Annotated in this window: 24 protein-coding genes and 4 tRNA genes; 15 read left to right on the forward strand and 13 right to left on the reverse strand. The window is 33.0% G+C overall.

The window, feature by feature from the left end:
- Positions 1 to 94: 94 nt before the first annotated feature.
- The 8 genes from RB618_RS21990 to tgt all read right to left on the reverse strand — a co-directional run bounded on the left by RB618_RS21990 (position 95) and on the right by tgt (position 7,978).
- The gene (locus RB618_RS21990) at positions 95 to 886 is read right to left on the reverse strand and encodes an ATP-binding protein (RefSeq protein WP_308070778.1); all 792 of its coding nucleotides are present in this window, start codon (positions 884 to 886) and stop codon (positions 95 to 97) included.
- Between the two features lie 15 nt (positions 887 to 901).
- Entirely contained in the window at positions 902 to 1,390 is a 489-nt protein-coding gene (locus RB618_RS21995) for a hypothetical protein (protein WP_308070779.1), read from the reverse strand.
- Positions 1,391 to 1,533: 143 nt separating this feature from the next.
- Positions 1,534 to 1,902, reverse strand: coding sequence for a hypothetical protein (locus RB618_RS22000; RefSeq protein ID WP_308070780.1), 369 nt, complete (start codon positions 1,900 to 1,902; stop codon positions 1,534 to 1,536).
- Between the two features lie 139 nt (positions 1,903 to 2,041).
- On the reverse strand, positions 2,042 to 3,586 hold the full coding sequence (gene dnaB / locus RB618_RS22005) for a replicative DNA helicase (RefSeq protein ID WP_308070781.1): 1,545 nt from the start codon (positions 3,584 to 3,586) through the stop codon (positions 2,042 to 2,044).
- Between the two features lie 141 nt (positions 3,587 to 3,727).
- On the reverse strand, positions 3,728 to 4,681 hold the full coding sequence (locus RB618_RS22010; RefSeq protein ID WP_308070782.1) for an acetyl-CoA carboxylase carboxyltransferase subunit alpha: 954 nt from the start codon (positions 4,679 to 4,681) through the stop codon (positions 3,728 to 3,730).
- Between the two features lie 112 nt (positions 4,682 to 4,793).
- Positions 4,794 to 5,684 carry a DMT family transporter gene (locus RB618_RS22015; RefSeq protein ID WP_308070783.1) on the reverse strand — a complete coding sequence of 297 codons (891 nt, stop codon included), beginning with the start codon at positions 5,682 to 5,684 and terminating at the stop codon, positions 4,794 to 4,796.
- Positions 5,671 to 6,759, reverse strand: coding sequence for an LptF/LptG family permease (locus RB618_RS22020; protein ID WP_308070784.1), 1,089 nt, complete (start codon positions 6,757 to 6,759; stop codon positions 5,671 to 5,673). The genes RB618_RS22015 and RB618_RS22020 overlap by 14 nt, the downstream gene beginning before the upstream one ends.
- 88 nt (positions 6,760 to 6,847) lie before the next feature.
- Positions 6,848 to 7,978 carry a tRNA guanosine(34) transglycosylase Tgt gene (gene tgt / locus RB618_RS22025; protein WP_109190358.1) on the reverse strand — a complete coding sequence of 377 codons (1,131 nt, stop codon included), beginning with the start codon at positions 7,976 to 7,978 and terminating at the stop codon, positions 6,848 to 6,850.
- A gap of 410 nt (positions 7,979 to 8,388) precedes the next feature.
- Here tgt and RB618_RS22030 point away from each other — a divergent pair, with 410 nt between their 5' ends.
- The 3 genes from RB618_RS22030 to RB618_RS22040 all read left to right on the forward strand — a co-directional run bounded on the left by RB618_RS22030 (position 8,389) and on the right by RB618_RS22040 (position 10,804).
- Complete coding sequence (locus RB618_RS22030; protein WP_308070786.1) at positions 8,389 to 8,691, forward strand: hypothetical protein; 303 nt, start codon at positions 8,389 to 8,391, stop codon at positions 8,689 to 8,691.
- A gap of 238 nt (positions 8,692 to 8,929) precedes the next feature.
- Positions 8,930 to 9,778: a transketolase gene (locus RB618_RS22035; protein ID WP_308070787.1), complete on the forward strand. Its 849-nt coding sequence runs from the start codon at positions 8,930 to 8,932 to the stop codon at positions 9,776 to 9,778.
- 72 nt (positions 9,779 to 9,850) lie between these two features.
- A complete protein-coding gene (locus RB618_RS22040) occupies positions 9,851 to 10,804 on the forward strand; it encodes a transketolase C-terminal domain-containing protein (RefSeq protein ID WP_308070789.1) in 954 nt (317 codons plus the stop codon).
- Between the two features lie 79 nt (positions 10,805 to 10,883).
- On the opposite strand, the gene RB618_RS22045 is transcribed toward RB618_RS22040, so the two are convergent.
- From RB618_RS22045 to RB618_RS22055, 3 genes are all read right to left on the reverse strand, one after another.
- Complete coding sequence (locus RB618_RS22045; RefSeq protein WP_308070790.1) at positions 10,884 to 11,252, reverse strand: hypothetical protein; 369 nt, start codon at positions 11,250 to 11,252, stop codon at positions 10,884 to 10,886.
- A 104-nt stretch (positions 11,253 to 11,356) separates the two neighbouring features.
- Positions 11,357 to 11,824, reverse strand: a complete 468-nt coding sequence (locus RB618_RS22050) for a hypothetical protein (protein ID WP_308070791.1) — start codon at positions 11,822 to 11,824, stop codon at positions 11,357 to 11,359.
- Positions 11,825 to 12,062: 238 nt separating this feature from the next.
- On the reverse strand, positions 12,063 to 13,154 hold the full coding sequence (locus RB618_RS22055) for an FKBP-type peptidyl-prolyl cis-trans isomerase (protein WP_308070792.1): 1,092 nt from the start codon (positions 13,152 to 13,154) through the stop codon (positions 12,063 to 12,065).
- A gap of 79 nt (positions 13,155 to 13,233) precedes the next feature.
- Between RB618_RS22055 and RB618_RS22060 the strand changes: the two genes are divergently transcribed.
- Positions 13,234 to 13,632 (forward strand): S4 domain-containing protein, encoded by a 399-nt coding sequence (locus RB618_RS22060; protein WP_308070793.1) that lies wholly within the window; start codon positions 13,234 to 13,236, stop codon positions 13,630 to 13,632.
- Positions 13,633 to 13,768: 136 nt separating this feature from the next.
- Positions 13,769 to 14,269: a phosphoribosyltransferase family protein gene (locus tag RB618_RS22065; RefSeq protein ID WP_308070794.1), complete on the forward strand. Its 501-nt coding sequence runs from the start codon at positions 13,769 to 13,771 to the stop codon at positions 14,267 to 14,269.
- On the opposite strand, the gene RB618_RS22070 is transcribed toward RB618_RS22065, so the two are convergent.
- Positions 14,261 to 14,779, reverse strand: coding sequence for a shikimate kinase (locus RB618_RS22070; RefSeq protein ID WP_308070795.1), 519 nt, complete (start codon positions 14,777 to 14,779; stop codon positions 14,261 to 14,263). The genes RB618_RS22065 and RB618_RS22070 overlap by 9 nt on opposite strands.
- A gap of 126 nt (positions 14,780 to 14,905) precedes the next feature.
- On the opposite strand from RB618_RS22070, the gene RB618_RS22075 reads away from it, so the two are divergent.
- From RB618_RS22075 to RB618_RS22095, 5 genes are all read left to right on the forward strand, one after another.
- Positions 14,906 to 14,978, forward strand: a tRNA-Lys gene (locus tag RB618_RS22075).
- 41 nt (positions 14,979 to 15,019) lie between these two features.
- Positions 15,020 to 15,092 (forward strand) — tRNA-Lys (locus RB618_RS22080).
- A gap of 45 nt (positions 15,093 to 15,137) precedes the next feature.
- Positions 15,138 to 15,220: transfer RNA gene (locus tag RB618_RS22085), tRNA-Leu, on the forward strand.
- 128 nt (positions 15,221 to 15,348) lie between these two features.
- Positions 15,349 to 16,491, forward strand: coding sequence for a DUF6438 domain-containing protein (locus RB618_RS22090; protein ID WP_308070796.1), 1,143 nt, complete (start codon positions 15,349 to 15,351; stop codon positions 16,489 to 16,491).
- A 136-nt stretch (positions 16,492 to 16,627) separates the two neighbouring features.
- Positions 16,628 to 16,700 (forward strand) — tRNA-Lys (locus tag RB618_RS22095).
- Between the two features lie 56 nt (positions 16,701 to 16,756).
- On the opposite strand, the gene RB618_RS22100 is transcribed toward RB618_RS22095, so the two are convergent.
- Entirely contained in the window at positions 16,757 to 17,452 is a 696-nt protein-coding gene (locus RB618_RS22100; RefSeq protein WP_308070797.1) for a hypothetical protein, read from the reverse strand.
- Between the two features lie 226 nt (positions 17,453 to 17,678).
- Between RB618_RS22100 and RB618_RS22105 the strand changes: the two genes are divergently transcribed.
- The 5 genes from RB618_RS22105 (at position 17,679) to RB618_RS22125 (ending at position 22,321) form a co-directional block, all read left to right on the forward strand.
- Complete coding sequence (locus RB618_RS22105; RefSeq protein ID WP_308070798.1) at positions 17,679 to 18,179, forward strand: hypothetical protein; 501 nt, start codon at positions 17,679 to 17,681, stop codon at positions 18,177 to 18,179.
- 210 nt (positions 18,180 to 18,389) lie between these two features.
- Positions 18,390 to 19,289: a MerR family transcriptional regulator gene (locus RB618_RS22110; RefSeq protein ID WP_202006145.1), complete on the forward strand. Its 900-nt coding sequence runs from the start codon at positions 18,390 to 18,392 to the stop codon at positions 19,287 to 19,289.
- A gap of 39 nt (positions 19,290 to 19,328) precedes the next feature.
- On the forward strand, positions 19,329 to 20,795 hold the full coding sequence (locus tag RB618_RS22115; RefSeq protein WP_308070799.1) for an oleate hydratase: 1,467 nt from the start codon (positions 19,329 to 19,331) through the stop codon (positions 20,793 to 20,795).
- Between the two features lie 3 nt (positions 20,796 to 20,798).
- Positions 20,799 to 21,638: a phytoene/squalene synthase family protein gene (locus tag RB618_RS22120; protein WP_308070800.1), complete on the forward strand. Its 840-nt coding sequence runs from the start codon at positions 20,799 to 20,801 to the stop codon at positions 21,636 to 21,638.
- A 242-nt stretch (positions 21,639 to 21,880) separates the two neighbouring features.
- On the forward strand, positions 21,881 to 22,321 hold the full coding sequence (locus RB618_RS22125) for a sterol desaturase family protein (RefSeq protein ID WP_308070801.1): 441 nt from the start codon (positions 21,881 to 21,883) through the stop codon (positions 22,319 to 22,321).
- Position 22,322: the final 1 nt, after the last annotated feature.

Genomic DNA, 22,322 nt, shown 5'->3' on the forward strand with positions numbered 1-22,322 from the left:
ATTTGGTTTATCGAAATTACAAAATATGATTTAGAAAAAATCTAAATACCTTGTTTTATTGACCAAAAACCTTAATAAAATAGTTAAATTATGCTTAGAAGGTAAAACTCACATTAATTCCGTTATTAATTTTAGAACTAATTTCTATTGTCCCTTCCAAAAATGATATTCGGCTGTCAATATTTTTCATTCCCAGACCTTTTTGATTTTCAGCATTTGAACTATCAAAACCAACACCGTTATCTTCATAATAACAAGTGTTAATTCCATCTTTATCTGTAAAAGAAATCCATACTTCTGATGCTTTTCCATGACGGATTGAATTATTCATGAGTTCTTGCAGAATTCTAAAAACATGCAAATGCCTGTCTATTTCTTTCTCGTCAAAATCAATTTCGTTTTTATAATGTGTTTTTACCGATTTGCTGCTTTCAAACTCTTCACATAACTCCTCTATGCCGGCATTCAATCCAAATTTTTCAAAAACTGGCGGCAATAAATTGTGCGCAATTTTTCTAGAATTATCCAATGCCTTTGTTGTCAAAGCAATTATATTTTCTGTAATTTCTGCAGTTTCAGCTTCAGTTAAGTTTGGCGCTGTAAGCAAATGGCTGTTTAAGGAAACAATATTTAATTTTGAACTAATATCATCATGCAAATCTTGCGCAATTCTTTTACGCTCTTCTTCCTGTGTTACAATAATGGCATGTAATTGTTCTTTTTGATATTGAAGTATTAAATCTATTTTCTCTAATTCTTTTTGAATGATTTTTTTTCTAGAAAAATAAAAAAATACGATTAATACAACTGCTAGAATCATTAGAAACATAGAGATATACAAAATAATTGCAACAATCTCTTTTTCTGGCAACGCATGTACACCCATCTTTATATAACAACATTAATTAGCAACATCTTTTGATAAATTCTTTTTCCAATCATACAAAATAAAACCATAATACATAACTAGCAAAATAGAATTTAACTGCCAACTCAAAAACTTAAACTCTTTGCTTAGGTTGTGGGTTAAATTACCAATTAAAAACAACACTGTGCTAGTCAACAGATAGAACACTACAGCAATACTAATATAATAGTATTCTTTGCTTTCTGTAAGCATGTTATAAAAATGAATTAAGGCAAAAATTACAACTAGTAGAGAAGTCAGAGTTATTTCGAACAAATTGAAACGTAAAAATTGATTCCAATCTATTATAAATTGAACCGCGAGTATTAATAATGCTGCGACAATACTAATCAGTACGAATTTCTTTTGACTTTTTAATTTAAAAATAGAATTATAAAATAACCCTAATAAAATCATTTGTCCAATAATAAAAATATTCACTAGAAATAAATTATTCATTCTAAAATGATACATCACTTCCATTGAAAACTGCATTATAAAAGAAAACGCGAGGTAACTGACAAAAAAAACATTAGCTTTTTTCTTTCGAAAAAAGCTATATGTATATAAAATTAGGTCTATAGATAAAACGAAATAGCCTAAGTATATAAAAAAATCAAACATTTTTATGGGTTTAATGGACTCTCAGGATCACCGTAAGGAGGAACTGGACGAGCACCATCATAAACAACATCTCCACCAGTTAATAATCCATCATTTCTGAAAACATCAACATAAATTTTCTTTTCAGGATCCCATTTTGCTCCAACAAATATTAGAGTTTGTTCTCCCTCATTATTGATTCCATTGTAAGCACGCACAGCTTGAATATCCTGATCCAATACCATTCTTAGTGTTTCAACCGGTATCAAAAATCCGTCAACTTTTTTTCTTTTACCTTCTTCAATCCCAGTATCTTTACGATACTTATCTGCCCATTTAATTCCCTCAGACAAAGAAATCTCAATATTTTCTAAACTTAATTCTTCATTCATAATTTAAAATTTGTTATTGGTTAATAATTAAAAAAAAACTTTAATAGTTTATAATTGGTTTAGCTAAACTACTGATTTTTATTAGAAAATTAACATTCAAACATAAAAAAAGCCTTAAAAATTAAGGCTTTTTGATTTTTTAGAATGGAACATCGCTATCATCATCGTCATCATTTAAATTACTTCCGAAGGCTTCATTAGCAGATGGTAAATTTTTTGTTAGGAAAGGGTTATCATCATGGTTCATTTTAGATGGCAAATCATCGTAACCTCCAGTAAATTCTTCAAGGTTATCAAACTTACCCAAATGTCCTAAGAATTTCAGACGAATATTCTCCAAACCACCATTACGGTGCTTGGCTATAATAAACTCTGCCTGACCCTGTGTAGAAGAAGCTTCATCATCATCCCACTCTTCAATTTTATAATATTCAGGACGATAGATAAACGATACGATATCGGCATCCTGCTCAATAGCTCCAGATTCACGAAGATCCGAAAGAAGTGGTCGTTTACTAGATCCACGGGTTTCAACGGCACGCGATAACTGAGAAAGTGCAATTACCGGAACGTTTAGCTCTTTTGCCAATGCCTTTAAGTTTCGGGAAATTGTCGAGATCTCCTGCTCACGGTTTCCTCCTCCTTTTCCGCTTCCTCCTGCAGTCATTAACTGCAAGTAGTCAATAATAATCAATTTGATTCCGTGCTGAGAAGCCAAACGACGGCATTTTGCACGTAAATCGAATATCGAAAGCGAAGGCGTATCATCAATAAATAATGGTGCTTTTTCTAAGTTTTTTACTTTCGTACTTAATTGCTCCCATTCGTGTTTTTCTAGCTTACCAGTCCTTAATTTTTCTGAAGACAATCCTGTTTCAGAAGAAATAAGCCTCGTAATCAACTGAACCGATGCCATCTCCAGAGAGAAAATCGCAACGGCATGCCCAAACTGAATACTTACGTTTCTCGCCATCGAAAGGACGAAAGCCGTTTTACCCATACCAGGACGAGCCGCAATAATGATCAAATCCGAAGGCTGCCATCCAGAAGTAACTTCATCTAGTTTCTCAAATCCAGTTGCAACACCACTCAATCCTTCTTTACCAGCAATTTCTTCAATACGTTTCTTTGCTTGAAGAACCAAACTTTGAGCTGTTTCAGAACTACGTTTGATGTTTCCTTGCGTTACTTCATACAATTTAGATTCTGCTTTGTCCAGCAAATCGAATACGTCTGTTGTCTCGTCATACGATTCTTCGATAATTTCAGATGAAATTCGAATCAAACTTCTTTGAATAAATTTTTGAAGAATAATACGTGAGTGGAATTCGATGTGGGCAGAAGAAGCAATTTTTTGCGTAAGCTGAATTAAATAAAAATCTCCTCCAGCCAAATCTAGCTTTCCGTTTTTCTTTAACTGTGTAGAAACCGTCAGCAAATCGATTGGCTGAGTTTCTGTAAAAAGCTGCAAAATTGCTTCAAAAATATGTTTGTGTGCGTCTTTATAAAAAGCATCTGGCTGTAAAATATCAATTACATCATCTACCCCTTTCTTATCAATCATCATCGCACCAAGCACAGCCTCTTCCAAGTCAATTACTTGCGGAGGAAGCTTACCTTTTTCTAGATTGATGATTGTGGTTTTATCGACCTTGACAGGGTTTACATTTTTGAAATTTTCCATATAGCGAAAGTAGCAAAATTTAAAAAAAATCTGCTATCTAGTTATAACTAATTAATTGTTTATAAATAATACCGACCTGTTCATAACCAAAAAAAAATCCGAAACCGCAGGGCTTCGGATTTTTAATTCTATTTTATGAATTTACTCTTTAAACTCGCCCATATTGCTGTATTTGTCCATTCTTTGGGCAATTAAATCGGCTGTTGATAAGTCTTTCAATTCGTTATATCCTTTTGTAATATATTCCGCTACTGTTTTAAAAGTAGTTTCTCTGTCATAATGTGCTCCTCCTAGTGGTTCTGGAATTACATCATCAACAAGTTTTTGTTTTTTCATATCAGAAGAAGTCAGCTTTAAAGCTTCCGCTGCACGCTCTTTATACTCCCAGCTTTTCCATAAAATAGAAGAGCAAGATTCTGGAGAAATTACAGAGTACCAAGTGTTTTCTAACATATAAACACGGTCTCCAACACCAATTCCTAAAGCTCCACCAGAAGCACCTTCACCTACAATAATAGTAATGATTGGCACTTGCAAACGAACCATTTCGAAGATATTTCTAGCAATAGCCTCTCCTTGTCCTCTTTCCTCAGCTTCAAGTCCTGGATATGCACCCGGAGTATCTACTAAAGTAAGAACTGGAATCCCGAATTTTTCTGCCATCTTCATCAAACGCAAAGCTTTACGGTATCCTTCTGGATTAGCCATACCAAAATTACGGTATTGACGTGTTTTTGTATTAAAACCTTTTTGTTGACCGATAATCATAAACGATTGTCCGTTTATTTTACCAAGACCACCAACCATTGCTTTGTCATCTTTAAAACCTCTGTCTCCATGAAGTTCTAAGAAAGTCTCTCCACAGATTGCTCTAATGTAATCTAAAGTATATGGTCTATTTGGATGTCTTGACAATTGCACTCTCTGCCAAGCCGTAAGGTTTTTATATATTTCTTTTTTAGTCTCTACTAATTTTTTGTTGATTTCCTTGCACGTTGGCGTTACGTCAACGTCAGATTCTTTCCCAATAATAACGCACTTTTCTAACTGTTCTTCAAGTTCTTTAATTGGAAGCTCAAAATCTAAATATTCCATGGATTTTTGAATTTTGTTTTTAAATCGAACCGCAAATATAAAAATATTATATCATTGGCGAAGTTAATTGTTATTTAAAGTATAAAAATGCAATTTAAAAATAAGTAAACTATTACAAGTTTTCTTTCTTGTTCTGATAATGCTTGAATATGCCATTTAGAATAACTGTTATGATTATTATAACAGCTCCAATATAAAATTCGACACTCATTTTTTCTTTTCCTCCCAAAATAAAATAAGCCAACACTATCCCGTAAACTGGCTCTAAATTAGTGGTTAACATCACGGTATAAGGTGTCAATCGCTGCATTACTTTTACCGAAGCAGTAAACGCGTACGCCGTACAGATTGAAGCTAAAACCAATAATAAAACCCAGTTATTTAAAGACATTTGAAAGAAATCTGCTGTGAATTTTCCTTGAAATAAAAAATAAATTGTAATAAAGAAAACGCCCGCTCCAAACTCATAGAAAGTAATAACTGAAGGTTCATGATCTGAAATTAATTTCCCATTCATCAAAGTAAACAAAACACCTAAAATAATCGCAGCCAAAGCATAATAAACACCTTCAAGGTATTTTATTTCAACCTGAAGAATCAATCCTAAACCGGCAATTATTACAAGTCCGAAGAGAACCTCATACCAAAGCACTTTTCTTCCGTAAAATAATGGTTCTAATAAGGAGGCAAAAAAAGCTCCCAAAGAAAATATGGAAAGTGTAATTGAAACATTGGAAACATGAATTGCTTTAAAAAAGAAAATCCAATGAAGCGCAATTAGTAATCCAACAAAAATCAATTTGAAAAGTTCTTTTATCGGGACTTGAAAAGACTGTTTTTTAAATGCAATAAATCCGCCAAGAAAAACCATGGCGATCAACATTCTGTACCAAACCAGATTATCGGCATCAATGGTAATTAAAGCGCCTAAAATGGCTGTAAAACCCCAGATAAAAACAATTAAGTGAAGATTTAAATAACTTTTTAAATTATCGTTTCGCATTGCGTAATAAGTAAACTGCTAAAATTCCGAAAACAATATTCGGGAACCAAACAGCTAATAAAGGTGAGAATGTAGATTTTTCGGCAAGTGTACCAAAGATTTTATCAAAGAATACGAAAGAAAACGCGATGGCAATTCCAATAGCAAGGTTCATTCCCATTCCTCCACGGCGTTTCATAGAAGAAACTGAAACCGCAATAATGGTCAGAATAAATGCTGAAACAGGAATACTATATTTTTTGTAAAGAACAACCAAATAGGTATTAATGTTTCCCGAACCTCTTTTTCTTTCTTTTTCAATAAAATCTATCAATTTGCCCAAAGTCAATGTTTCTGCAATATAAACTACAGGCGTTAAATCGGCCAATTCAAATTTAAAAGCAACATTTCTTTCAGGAAATTTTTCAATTACATCGTTTAATTCCCCTACTGTTCTTTTAGTATAATCGTATAAAACATAAATCTTCTTTTTAGGATCCCATTTTATACGGCTTGCAGTGATTTTATAAGTCAATTTTTCTTTTTCGAAATGTTCCAAAGAAAAGTTGAAAGCCGTTTTAGTTTCTTCATTAAAACTGTTCACAAAAATAAAATCGTGATCGTTAATTTGTCTGTAAACATTGGTGTTTTCACCTCGCATGAGTTCTTTTCCATTTCCTTTCAGATAAGTATATCTGAAATTATTATAGCCTTCACTCGCTGCAGGAACAATAAAAAATCCCATTAGCAATACAAAAAGCGAAACAATTGTTGCACCTATAATATAAGGTCGCAAGAAACGTGTAAATGAAATTCCGGAACTTAAAATCGCAATAATTTCTGTATTGTTTGCCAGTTTTGAAGTAAACCAAATTACCGACAAAAACAAGAATATAGGAAACAGCGAATTAATGAAGTAAATTGTAAAATTGTAATAATAGAATGCAATATCGCCAAACGGAATCTTGTTTTCGAGCATTTTATTTACTTTTTCGGAAACGTCAATTACGATTCCGATTGGTGCAAATAAAAGCAACATCACAGAGAAAGTTCCCAGATATCTTTTTAAAATGTATTTATCTATTATTGAAAGCATATAGTTTTATTGTTTCAAGTTTTTTTAGTTTCAGGTTTCAAGTTGTAGTTCGTCCTGTAGAGAACCTGAAACTTGAAACTTAAAACTCTTAAAGACGCTGACTCATATTTTTAACCATCATTTCTTTCCATGGTCTAAAATCTCCGGCTAATATATGTTTTCTAGCTTCACGAACCAACCACATATAGAAACCAAGATTATGAATGGTAGCAATTTGCTTTCCTAAATATTCATTAGCAGCAAACAAATGGCGTAAATAGGCTTTTGTATATTCTGTATCAACAAAAGTGTGTCCCATTTCATCAATTGGAGAAAAATCAGCTTCCCACTTTTTATTTTTAATATTGATTGTTCCGTTTGCTGTAAACAACATTCCGTTTCTCGCATTACGAGTCGGCATAACGCAATCGAACATATCAATACCTAACGCAATATTTTCTAAAATATTAATTGGAGTTCCAACCCCCATTAAATAACGAGGTTTGTCTTCAGGAAGAATTTCGCAAACCACTTCGGTCATTGCATACATCTCTTCAGCTGGTTCACCAACCGAAAGTCCGCCAATTGCATTTCCTTGCTGACCTGCATTTGCAATATACTCCGCCGACTGACGACGAAGGTCTTTATAAGTACTTCCCTGTACAATAGGGAAAAACGTCTGTTCGTAACCGTATTTATAAGGTACTTTTTCTAAATGATTAATGCAACGATCCAACCAACGATGTGTCATGTGCATAGAACGCTGTGCATAACGGTAATCGCAAGGATAAGGTGTACATTCATCAAAAGCCATGATAATATCAGCACCAATTGTACGCTGAATTTCCATTACATTTTCTGGTGTAAAAAAGTGATAAGAACCGTCAATATGAGACTTAAACTTTACTCCTTCTTCCTTAATTTTTCTGTTTGAAGAAAGAGAATATACCTGATATCCTCCAGAATCAGTCAAAATATTACGATCCCAGTTCATGAATTTATGAAGACCTCCAGCTTTTTCTAAAATTTCTGTCTGCGGACGCAGATACAAATGATAGGTATTTCCAAGAATAATATCTGGATTAATCTCTTCCTTAAGCTCACGCTGATGCACTCCTTTTACAGAAGCAACAGTACCAACTGGCATAAAAATAGGAGTTTCTATAACTCCATGATCTGTAGTAATACTCCCCGCTCTTGCTTTAGACTGCGGATCTTTTTGTAATAAATCAAACTTCATAAATTCGTTTTTCAGTCGGCAAAGATAGTTTAATTTCAGGGAAATTTTATGAATTAGGTAATTTGTCAAGTAGAAAATTAGCTAATATTTTCTTAATATATGATTCTATGTTTTAGAACTTCCGTTTTCACATTTGAAATTTAATTTTATCTGGGCATTCCTAACCCCGATAACTATCGGGAGGGCACCAGCCATATCTTTGCCTCAAGAACATTCATTTTTAATCAATAAAATATAAATCTTAAAAGGATACTAATTCTATCCCTAATACAAATAACCAAGAGCATTTCAAATCAGAAACAATTGAATGTAAAAACTAGAATATCAGCCTAATAAAATATAACCGTAAGCCATTTTTATTTTGTAATTTTAGATAAATAAACAATATCAAGAACTAAAATTTTAAAATCATGATAAATTCTGAAGAAAAATTAGACCAAATCAAGGACGATCAAATTGAAAGAAATCTTGAAAACCTGGATTATCCAGCAAATGAAGACATTTACAATCAAGGCAACAAACTAGAAGACATTGATCTTGAGGAAATTTCAAGCGAGCGCATTATTAATAAGAACAATAACGAATGGAAACAAAACAGTGACAAAATCGGAAATGATTTAGACATTCCAGGCGCCGAATTAGACAATCAGCAAGAAGAAATAGGTTCTGAAGACGAAGAAAACAATTATTACAGCGAAGGTGACACAGAATAATCTCACCTAAAATCAAATAAAAAAATCTTGCAAAACGCAAGATTTTTTTATTTCTCATTTTAAAATTGTAAAAAACACACTTATAAAAAACTGAAAAGCAAAATATCCGTTATATTTTTTCTCATAATGTAAAAAAAAGAGCAAAATTTAACAATTGGAATAAAACTAAAGCAAAAAATCATTTGTCTGCCCACAAAATAACGTTTACTTTTGCTCCAGTTTAACTTTTACATATAAAATGAAGCCTAACACACAACAATTAAGCGATTTAACGATCCAAGTAAGAAGAGATATTCTTAGAATGGTACATGCTGTAAACTCTGGACACCCAGGTGGTTCATTAGGTTGTACTGAATTTTTGGTAACATTATATCAAAACATAATGGACCGCAAAGAAGGTTTTGATATGAATGGAATTGGAGAAGATTTATTTTTCCTTTCAAACGGACACATTTCTCCTGTCTTTTATAGCGTTCTAGCACGCAGTGGTTACTTTCCAGTTTCAGAATTAGCTACATTCAGATTATTAGATTCTCGCTTACAAGGGCACCCAACAACTCACGAAGGTTTACCTGGAGTTCGCATTGCGTCTGGTTCATTAGGACAAGGTTTATCTGTAGCTTTGGGAGCAGCTCAAGCTAAAAAATTAAACAAAGACAATCACATAGTATATAGTCTACACGGAGATGGTGAGTTACAAGAAGGTCAAAACTGGGAAGCTATCATGTACGCTTCTGCTAAAAAAGTAGACAATATTATTGCAACAATCGACCTTAACGGTAAACAAATTGACGGAACTACAGATGAAGTTTTGCCAATGGGAAGTATCCGCGCTAAATTTGAAGCTTTTGACTGGGATGTTTTAGAAATTAAAGAAGGAAATAACATCGATGCTATTATCGCTGGATTGACTGATGCAAAATCAAGAACAGGAAAAGGAAAACCCGTTTGTATCTTATTGCATACAGAAATGGGTAATGGTGTAGATTTTATGATGCACACACATGCTTGGCACGGTAAAGCACCAAATAATGATCAATTAGCAAGTGCTTTAGCTCAAAACGTTTCAACTTTAGCAGATTATTAAAAAGCTTTAAGCAGTAAGCATTAAGCTTTAAGCCTATTGCCTACAGCCTATTGCGTATAGCAAAAAAACAAAATGAAAAAATACGAAAATACAGGAAGTAAAGATACTCGTTCTGGTTTTGGAGCGGGAATGACTGAACTAGGTCAAAAAAACGAAAATGTTGTCGCATTATGTGCTGACTTAATTGGATCATTAAAATTTGATGATTTCAAGAAAAACCACCCAGAACGTTTTTTCCAAATCGGAATTGCTGAGGCTAACATGATCGGAATCGCTGCAGGTTTAACTATTGGAGGAAAAATTCCTTTTACTGGAACTTTTGCTAACTTCTCTACAGGAAGAGTTTACGACCAAATTCGTCAATCTGTTGCTTATTCAGATAAAAATGTAAAAATCTGTGCTTCTCACGCTGGTTTAACTTTAGGAGAAGACGGAGCAACACACCAAATCTTAGAAGATATCGGTTTAATGAAAATGTTGCCTGGAATGACTGTAATCAACACTTGCGATTACAACCAAACTAAAGCTGCAACTATTGCATTAGCAGAGCATCACGGCCCTGCTTATTTACGTTTCGGGCGTCCAGTTGTAGCAAACTTCACTCCTGCTGACGAACCTTTCGTAATTGGAAAAGCAATTTTATTAAACGAAGGAACAGATGTTACTATCATCGCAACAGGACACTTAGTTTGGGAAGCTCTTATCGCTGCTGAAAAATTAGAAGAAAAAGGAATTTCTGCTGAAGTAATCAACATCCATACTATTAAACCTCTAGATGAAGAAGCTATCCTTAAATCTGTTGCTAAAACAAGATGCGTAGTTACGGCAGAAGAGCACAACTACCTTGGAGGTCTTGGAGAAAGTGTTTCTGGAGTATTAGCTTTAAACAATCCAACTCCGCAAGAATTTGTAGCAGTAAAAGATAGTTTCGGAGAATCTGGAACTCCTGAGCAATTAATGGAAAAATACAAATTAAACAATCAAGCGATTGTTGAAGCTGTAGAAAGAGTAATCAAAAGAAAATAATTTTAAGTTTTCTTACTTTATAAAAAAAAGCCTCGAAATTTACATTTCGAGGCTTTTTATCTTTACATCAATTTATTTCTTAATACCAAGAAAGTGGAATTTCATGCCAAGCATTTACTACGTAAATCTTTAAGTTTCCTGACACCACAAAATTTTGATACCAAGCTTGCTCAGCATAAGGCGTTTTTGGAGTCCAAGTAGCTAATAAAAAAGTTTTACTTCCAGAAACCGAATTATCCATAATTAACGAAGCAGACCAAAACAGAGAATTTGCAGATATATTACTTCCATCTACTTGCATAGGAGTTGATTCTGTTTTCCAAGTACATCTCCAAGTTGAACATGAACGATATTGCATTAATGATCTTAAAAACATTTTACTTGAATAGACAGCATTATTTAAAACAACTGTCTCATTATACAAATCCAATACATGTCTATATCTCATTCCTGGCACATTAAAACTTCCTTCATCTGTAACAAATGTTTTAGTTCTATTTTCATTTGGAATAACATATCTGCTCGCTAAATCTTTAGTAGATTTTGAAACACTTAAAGCTGGCCATAAACTACTAGATTCTCTTTAATACTAATAAGTTCCTTTGGACTCTTATTAACTTCATTCTCTGATAAGAGATAAAAATCACGTTCATTAAGCCATAATACCTTATCACCAATTTTAACTTTAGATTCATCATTTAAAATTGCTTCTAACGCATCTGAATAAATAATTCTTGTTTCCTGATCAACATCTTCTTCCATACCGGTTGATTCATCAGAAACTTTTAGCAATGGATTTAATCCTTTCGAAGCAATCCAATCCTGAAGGCCCTTACCGTCTAACAAAGCAAGATCTGAGTACTCTTTAATAAAAGACTCTTCATTTTTAAATGATAATATCTTACCATCTAAGACTGAAGCTGAAATTTCTTTTGAAGAAGCAACATCTTGATTTACTTGATCTTCGCTACTACATGACAAAATAGTAAGCCCTAAAAATAATGCAATTAATTTTTTCATTTTGTAAATTTTAATATTATTCTTTCAAATTTAGAAACAAAAGAAATAAATTACTGACATGATTCCGTAAAACAAAAAGACAATTCTTACAATAAAACTAAGTAAATGATACAGAGTACATTAAAAACAACCTTTAATACATCTTTAATACTTATTACAAACGCATATAGCTCAGAATTTTACATAAAAAAACCTCGGGATTTTCATTCCGAGGTTTTTTTATAGGGATCATTAAATCTTATTTAGCGCTATGATGATCTTTATCAACATGAATTCTTAATCTTCCTGGACTAGTATAATCTGGATTTCCTGTCGCTGAGAAAGCAGGAATACCCCACGTTTCACTTTCATCAATATTTGGTGTAGCAGGATTATCAGGAATTGGATCATAAGGATAATACAAACTAATACCTGTTACAGGTGCATCTGTTGGTTTTGTAACTTCAAATCTTGTAGTATAACCATCGCCATCATCATCAAAATCATAAAAATCAGGAACTCCATCTCCATCCGTATCATCTATTAAACTCGCTGGCATATTAGGAAATCTTACTTTATCTCTATGATCATAAACATAACCATCACCATTGATGTCTTCTTTATAAGTTGGCACACCATCTCCAACAATTATATTCGTACCATTCGAAATATTGTATTCACTATCAGCTCTTTTTAACGCAAATAATTTAAAACTAAACATGATTGGCGAATAAGCTGGAATATCTGGTTGAGCATTCGCATAAAATCCTAAACCAGAAGGCAGAAACATTACCCCAGCACCATAATTGTCGTAAGTAATCGTTCCGTCAGAACCGGCAGCATTTTGTGTCCCTACATTAAACTTAGGCATAATTTCACCCCATCCTTCAATAATATTATTTGCATATATATCGAGATTAAACTCACGAGCTAAACCGTAAGAGCTATCAAACTGAGTTCCATTCAAAAGGTTACCCGTATAAGCTACCGACACACTATCAAAATTACAAGGTGCTTCTCCAGTACCCTTTCTTAATATTAGATAGTAGACTCTGTATGTAACATCACGATTGTAAACATCTCTATGTTCTAAAGAATACTCTTGTTGATCCCAGATAGAAACCTGAGTTGCTGGATCTGTAATTTTCTCAAATGTGATATCAAAATCTGCAGTTACGTTTTTAATGTAATTATTCTTTAAATATTTTTCAATCGAATCATTATCTGCTTTATACTGCTCTTTATAATCCCTCACAGGAACAACTACTACTTCATCATCATCCTTTTTATTACAAGAAACGATGGCAAGACCAGCAAGCAATAAAACAAAATAATATTTAAATTTATTCATTATTAGCATTTTTTTAGGTGCGCAAGATACAATATTGATTTATTTTTGTAAAGAATTTAACTTGGATTTTAGAAAAATTATGAGAATAGATAAATACTTGTGGTGCGTTCGTTATTACAAGACCAGAAACATGGTAACTGAAGCTTGCAAAAAGAATCAGATCACAGTAAATGGACAAATTGCAAAACCATCAAAAGAAGTTTTTCCAACAGACCGAATTACTTTTAGAAAAGATCAAATTACACAGATTATCACGGTTTTAGACATTCCGCAAAATCGTGTTGGAGCAAAGTTGGTAGATATTTATCAAAAAAACGAAACTCCACCAGAAGCTTTTGCACATTTAGAATTATTAAAACTATCCAAAGAGCATTCTAGAAGAACAGGTGCAGGACGTCCGACCAAAAAAGATCGAAGAGACATTGACGATTACGGAGACGATTTTTATGATGACGAAGAAGACCATGATGAAAATTAAATTTCAAATCCCAAATCCCAGATTCCAAATACGATAAATTTGAATTTCACAATTTCATTCTTGCTTCACAAAGTTTGGAATTTGGAATTTTAAAAATTGGAGTTTAAAATTATTTATCTTAGCAAAAAAATAGACTATGAGCAGCAATATAATCTTGACCAATCAAGAAATCGATCATAAAATAAAACGTATCGCTTACCAAATTTACGAGACTTTTGTAGACGAAGATGAAGTTGTTATTGCAGGAATTGCTTCTAACGGATTTGTTTTTGCCGAAAAAATTGCTTCGGCACTAAACAATATTTCTACCTTAAAGATTTCTATCTGTGAAGTCAAAATAAACAAACAAAATCCGCAAGAAGCGATAAAAACTTCATTAAGCCCTGAAGAATACAAAAACAAAGGATTAGTACTGGTTGATGATGTCTTAAACTCAGGAACCACATTAATCTATGCTGTTCGTCATTTCTTAGACGTTCCGCTTAAAAAATTCAAAACAGCAGTACTTGTTGACCGAAATCACAAAAAATATCCTGTAAAGGCAGATTTCAAAGGAATTTCGCTTTCAACTTCTTTATTAGAGCATGTTCAAGTTGTTTTCAATTCAGAAAACGGCGATTATGCTTTTTTAAGCTAATATTTCTAAAATATCCTGAACCGTTTCTTCGACAGATTTATCGTCTACTGAAACTTTATGTTTTGCCTGATTGTAGTAAAAACTTCTGTCGAATAAATGTTTCGCGATAAACTCTTTCATTTCCTCCTCATTCATATTAGCAATCAAAGGACGTTTGCTTTTATTATTCACCAATCTATTATATAAGGTATCAATTGATGCTTTTAAATATATAGATACAACGTCATCTCCTTTTAGCAATTCATGATTATTGGCATAACAAGGAGTGCCTCCCCCTAAACCGATAATATTATTCTCAGAAGATTGCAGCAATTCGACAAACATTTCGTGTTCTAATTTTCGAAAATACACTTCTCCGTGTTTCTCAAAAATCTCATTTATGGATAAATTTGCTCTTTCCTCGATACATTTATCCAAATCTAAGAACGGAATATTTGTAATTTTCGACAAATTTTGGGCAATTGTTGACTTTCCGCAACCCATGTAACCTAACAGTACAATTTTTTTCATATTAATAAAACCTTATAAACTAAGCAATTGGAGATTTTTCCAAAAAAAAGACAAATTTATGATAAAATAGCTTGGAAACTTCAAAAAAAACTCCTTATATTTGCACCCGCATTCAAGAAATTAAATGACTCGATAGCTCAGTCGGTAGAGCACATCACTTTTAATGATGGGGTCCTGGGTTCGAGCCCCAGTCGGGTCACAAATTTTGTGATTAACAAACTAAATTTCATTGAAAGCAATGACTCGATAGCTCAGTCGGTAGAGCACATCACTTTTAATGATGGGGTCCTGGGTTCGAGCCCCAGTCGGGTCACAAAAGGTCAAGTAATTTATTTTACTCGACCTTTTTTTCTTTTAAGGCCATGTGGAGAAACGGTAGACTCGCCATCTTGAGGGGGTGGTGCTCGCAAGGGCGTGAGGGTTCAAATCCCTCCATGGTCACTTAAAGCGGAAATCTTTATAATTAAGATTTCCGCTTTTTTAGTTTTAAAACCTCCCCTTAAAACTACTTTCAAAATCGACTATATTTACATTACTGTAAACCAAATTACAATAATCGAAATAAATATATGAAGCCGACACCTGTATTATACATCGCACTGTTTTTTATTTTACATTCTTGCCAGACGAATAATAACGAAAAGCTAAAAAAAGATATTATTGGCGAATGGATGTATATCAAAACGAATGATCAGCGAAAACCGAAGACCAAAAACCCTAATATTCCACCTCCTCCTCCATTTGACTCTCCTAAACAAGGGTATGTCTTTTTAAAAAACAATATAGCTGAGTACAAATCTGGATATTTTAAATTAACTAGAGCAAAAGAATGGGACAACAGAAAGACTTACTTTTTAGGAACCAATACTAAATATAAAATAGAAAATGATAGTTTAAAAATTTTTGATTTAGTAAGTGAAACTTGGGAGAATCAAAAAATAGAATCTATTATTGGAGATACATTAACAACAAAAGTAGCCGATAGTATTTTTGCAAAATACGCAAGAACTAAATACAAAATCAATCCAAATGAGAATTACGACCAAATTATAGTTTCATCTTCGGGTTGCTATGGTTCTTGCCCTATTTCAAATATCAGCATTGAAAACAATGGCAATGTCTTATACTATGGTCAAGATTACAACACTCAAAATGGCTTTTTCACATCTAAAATTAATAACGATCAATATTTAAAGATCCAAACTAGATTTAAGAAAGCCGACATAATGAACCTTAAAGACCAATATGTCGCAAACTGGACAGATGATCAAACGATCACTATAACATTCATTAAAAAGAGCAAAATTGTAAAATCGATTAGTGATTATGGAAGACAATCTCCTGAAGCTTTAATTTGGGCATCTATTCCTGTTCGATTTTTATACCAACAAATAAAACTGTCTCCTCTAAAAACAGAAGAACTTTTATTTCCAATATGGCGAATCAGTTTCAAAAAAGGAAATCAAATTTGTGATTTGACTAAATCCGAAAGCTATTATCTATTTACAGAAATTTTCAAAGGCAAGGAAACAACTTCTAAATTTGAAAACAAATACTATATTGAATTTTGGAATGATCAAGATAAAAAAGAAATAGTTTATACTGACGGCAGGTATTTCAAATTTAAAAACAAAACTATTGACATTGGCTATAACTTCTTAACTGTAAACAATTCGACCATAAAATTTAGATTAAAAGACAAATACGATTAAAAACAATCTTAATTTTTATTTCACTATAAAACAACACCTTACTTATTTTTATAAACTTTATTTAAAAATTCATTCAAAAAAGGCTTGTCAAGCTAAAATAAGTCCTTATATTTGCACCCTCATTGAAGAAATGAATGACTCGATAGCTCAGTCGGTAGAGCACATCACTTTTAATGATGGGGTCCTGGGTTCGAGCCCCAGTCGGGTCACAAAAGGTCAAGTAATTATTTTACTTGGCCTTTTTTTTGTTTTATAGGATATTCAATTACAAATCATCCGGCAATAATTTGTTTTCATACAACAACTCCAACTGACTTTCCCGCATATCAACTCCCATAATAAAACCGAGCTTGTTCTTATAAGCTATATCCAACAATTCTAAGAAAGATTTTGCCAGTTCATTATCATCAAAGTGCAAATTTTCTTTATCGAGAAACAGAAGCTCAACATCTTCATGCGTTATCCAATTTGTAATCCCCGTCATGCCATGAGCAAAAAATTCACTCCAATAATCCAGCTCCCTCATAACGTTGCATGAAATCGTTTTGTTAGCAATGGTAAAATTCCGCGAAACCCCACCTTTACCCAAACCTAAATTTGGATTGAAGTCAGCACAAGTCTTAAACAAATAGTATTGCATGAATTCACAAAATTCATAATGCCCGTCTAATTGGCCCAAATAATGTCTTTTACTTTTATAATCTGTAATTTTATCAAACTCATAATGAATTTTAAAAGTTTGATCCATTGACTTCGAAATTGAAATGACTCTTTGATTATTCTTTTCGATCAAACTATTGATCTTTTCTTCAGAAAAATGAGAAATCCCACCATAACTATAATACCTTAAAAACTCCCTACTAGCTTCAGTCAAATCTCCGACTTCTCCTCTGAGCTGCGGAACTACTTCTCTGTAAAATTTCTTATCGTCAAACAAATGCAAACTACACCAATACCCCATATCAATTCATTTTCTAACGAATGTATAAATAATTTAATCCTCTACTTGTTTTCTATTCAAATTTTAAAGCAAAAGAAACAAAAGCAGCCCCATGTGACTCATACAGAATCCTTTTTCTTTCAAATCAAATATTCAGTTCATTATTTTAAAAAGAAAGCTTTCCAGAAAACAAAACTTTCTTAAATTCGTTGACGAATAATAAAATCACTAATCCCAAATTAGTATTATGAAAAACCTACTATTAGCATCATTAATGATGATGACATGCTCTATCTGGGCACAATCTGCAACTGGCTATTTTGACAAAGCCATGAAAAAAGCTGAAGCTGGCAACACCAAAGGCGCAATTGCCGATTACACCAAAGCCATCAGTATGAATTCTAAATTTGTCGAAGCTTATCAGAATCGTGGCGTTGCAAAATTCAAACTAAACGATTTAAAAGGGGCTCAAGCAGACTTTAGCAAAACAATCGAGTTGGACAGCATGAATGCGGATGCTTTTACAGGTAGAGCAAATGTTAATTACAAACTGCAAAACTATCAGGGAACAATTGACGACTGTACGGCTTCTCTAGGTTTAAATCCGAAAGATTATATTGCCTATAATTTAAGAGGATTAGCTTATAACAAAATCGGCGACAAGAAAAATTCTTGCAAAGATTTCACAAAAGCAATTGAACTTGGAAGCCAGAGCGCTATAAAAAACAAAGCTACTTTTTGCAAGTAACAAGACTTAAAAAACTCAAAACGGTCTGCATATTAAAACATGCAGACCGTTCTTTTTTGTTAAAGTAATATATTTCTTAAAAATTATATACCTGATTTTAGGTAAAAAATATATTTTAAATACGTAAACCTCTAATCCTCTATCTTTTTAATGTAGTTTTAAGGCCGAATCTAAGATTTTATTTTACATTTGTTGACTTAATCGCAAAAAATGATAAACAATATAAAAACTGTTTTCAGCATTAAAGATCTTGAGAACTTATCTGGAATAAAAGCGCATACTATACGCATCTGGGAAAAGAGATACAACATTCTTGAACCTATGCGAACCGACACAAATATTAGATTTTACAATCTTCAGAATCTGCAGAAACTTTTAAATATAACGTTGCTGCACGAATACGGCTATAAGATTTCTAAAATTGCAACATATCCTGAAGAAAAGATACCACAACTGGTACGCGAAATAATTTCAAAGAAAAATTCTCAAAACTATGCCATTACTTCTTTTAAAATGGCGATGATGAACTTTGACCAAGAATTATTCTTCAACACATTTGATTGGCTTATTACTGAAAAAACGTTTAAAGAAGTTTTTAAAGAACATTTTTTGCCTCTTTTAAAAGAGTTGGGATTATTATGGCAGTCTGAAACAATCACTCCTGCAAATGAACATTTCATGAGTCATTTAATAAAGCAGAAAATATTGATTTATACAGAAAGTCTTCAAATTAGAAAACCAATCAAAACTGACCGAATTTTTGTTTTATCACTTCCGTTAAACGAAATTCACCAAATCGGTTTATTGTATCTGCAATATGAAATCCTTGATAAAGGCTACAAAACCATTTATTTAGGAGAAAGCATGCCAATTGAGAACTTACAAGATCTGACCAAACATTTTGAGAACATTACATTTATTTCTTTTATGACCGTTCAACCGGACCGAAGCGTAATTAATCAATATGTAAAATCTATGGGACAGAAATTATTGCAGAAAAACAATGAAATCTGGCTTATGGGCAAAATGGTTGAATACATAGACGAGAAAGTCTTAACGGACAGAATTCGAGTTTTTGATTCGATGGAAGAAACTATTAACATGCTTTAATTTATTTTTGTTTAAGTTTTTCTTATATTTGTTAAACAAATGAGAAAAACTATCCAAATAATAGGCTCAGGCTTCTCTTCTTTGGCAGCCGCATGTTACCTTGCAAAACAAGGAAATAGAGTTACCGTTTACGAAAAAAACAGTACAATTGGCGGGCGGGCTAGACAGTTTAAAGCAGATGGTTTCACCTTTGACATGGGACCAAGCTGGTATTGGATGCCAGATGTTTTTGAACGCTTTTTTCAAGATTTCAACAAAAAAACTTCCGATTATTACGAACTGATAAAACTAAATCCAGCCTATCGGGTTTATTTTGGAATGGATGATTTCATCAGTATTTATGATAATTTGGAAGAAATTAAATATACTTTCGAAACCATTGAAAAAGGAAGCGGTGAAAAACTGCAAAACTTTATTGACCAAGCCAAAAGCAATTACGACATTGCCATTAAAGATTTGGTTTATCGTCCCGGAGTTTCTCCGGTAGAATTAATCACCAAGGAAACTGCATTAAAACTCAATCAGTTTTTTAAAAATGTAAGCACTGATATTCGGAAAAATTTCAAGAATGAAAGATTAATTCAAATTCTAGAATTTCCAGTTTTATTTCTTGGAGCAAAACCAACTAAAACGCCTTCGTTTTACAATTTTATGAATTACGCCGATTTCGGTTTAGGAACTTGGCATCCTAAAACCGGAATGTTCGATGTTATTCGAGGAATCGAAAAACTCGCTCTAGAACTTGGCGTTACCATTAAAACTAATTCTCCAATTGACAAAATAATCGTTGAGAATAAAACTGCAACAGGAATCGCAATTAATGGCGAAATCCTAAAAGCTGACATTGTTTTAAGCGGTGCCGACTACCATCATTCTGAAACTTTATTAGAAAAAGAACACCGAATGTATTCTGAAAAATATTGGAAAAGCAGAGTTTTCGCTCCGTCTTCTCTCCTGTTTTTTGTTGGTTTCAATAAAAAAATAGAAAACATATCGCATCACGCTTTATTTTTTGATGTCGATTTCAACCAGCATGCAGCCGATATTTATGATAATCCAAAATGGCCGACTACCCCACTTTTCTATGCCAATTTTCCATCCAAAACAGATGCGACAGCTGCCCCTGACGGAATGGAATCTGGGTTTTTCTTAATTCCGCTTGCGCCTGGAATTGAAGACAACGAAAAATTACGAGAAGAATATTTTGAGAAAATCATTTCTCGTTTTGAAAATCTTACCCAACAAAAAATTAAAAATAACATTATCTTTAAGAGATCATTCTGCAAAAATGACTTTGTATCAGATTATAACGCTTACAAAGGAAACGCTTACGGAATGGCCAATACTTTATTGCAAACGGCTTTTTTAAGACCAAAATTAAAAAGCAAAAAAGTCAAGAATCTATATTTTACAGGACAATTAACTGTTCCTGGCCCAGGTGTTCCGCCTGCTTTAATTTCAGGAAAACTCGTAGCTGAATTAATTCAAAAATCTTTTAGATCTTAAAAAATGAAATCAATATTCGACGCCGTTTCTTTCAAATGCAGCAAACTGGTTACCAAAAACTACAGCACTTCATTTTCGCTAGCCGTAAAAATGCTCTCACCAAGCATTCGCGATGCCATTTACAGCATTTACGGATTTGTTCGTTTTGCTGACGAAATCGTAGATTCATTTCATGATTATGAAAAAGAATATCTTATTGAAGATTTCGAAAAAGAATATTACAAAGCAATGGAATTAGGCATCAGTTTAAACCCGATTTTGAATTCTTTTCAGCAAACTGTCAAAGAATATAATATTACCGACGATTTGGTTCAGGCTTTTCTAAAAAGCATGAAAATGGATCTTATAAAATCCAATTATCAAACTCAAACTGAATACATAGATTATATTTACGGTTCTGCCGATGTTGTGGGCTTAATGTGTTTAAAAGTTTTTGTTTCTGGAAAAGAACATAAATACGAGCAATTGAAAAATGAAGCCATGCGTTTGGGATCAGCTTTTCAGAAAGTAAATTTTCTGAGAGATTTAAAAGACGATAACACGATCTTGAACAGAGCGTATTTTCCAGGCGTAAATCTGAACAATTTCAACGAAGATTCAAAAAACCAAATTATCAAAGAAATCGAAGAAGATTTTAGAATTGCTTATCAAGGAATTGTAAAACTGCCAATTGAAGCCAAATTTGGAGTTTACACCGCTTATGTTTACTATAAAAAACTGCTTCAAAAACTAAAAAACACACCGTATTACGAAATTGGAAATTCAAGAATTCGGGTTTCCAATTATACAAAAGCGGGACTTTTGGCGCAGTCTTTTGTGACTTATAAATTGAAGTTGGTTTAATTTCGTTCAGCTTTGTACTTACAATTAAACCAACAGTATGTCATTTCGACGAAGGAGAAATCTTCGCAAGTAGCTCCGCAATCTAAAGTGACAATCTTTGTCGAGTTTCTCGCGAAGATTTCTCCTTCGTCGAAATGACAAAAATGAGAGAACCATTAATAAAAAATCCATTTGAGTCAATCTTTTCTAATCTAAAGCTAAACTCAAAACTAATAAAACAATAATTTTAAAACATTAACAAAATGATTTCTTTTTTAATCTTTTTAGGCGTTTTTCTATTTATGGAATGTGTGACCTGGCTTACGCACAAATATGTCATGCATGGTTTTATGTGGTATTTTCACGCTGATCATCATCAGCCGAAATATGAAAACACCTTTGAGCGCAACGATATTTTCTTTGTCATTTTTGCCACTCCGAGCATTATTTTATTCTACTTTGGCGTCGAAGGCGGATTCAATTACTTGTTTTTCATTGCTTGCGGCATAACCCTTTATGGCGCTTGTTATTTTTTAATTCACGATGTCTTGATTCATCAGCGATTTAAATGGTTTAAAAACACCAAAAACAAATACCTCATCGGACTTAGAAAAGCTCATAAAATACACCACAAACACCTCAACAAAGAAAAAGGAGAATGTTTCGGAATGTTGTTTGTTCCATTCAAATATTATAAAATGTAGC

Source organism: Flavobacterium sp. LHD-85 (assembly GCF_030929595.1).
Classification (GTDB): Bacteria; Bacteroidota; Bacteroidia; order Flavobacteriales; family Flavobacteriaceae; genus Flavobacterium.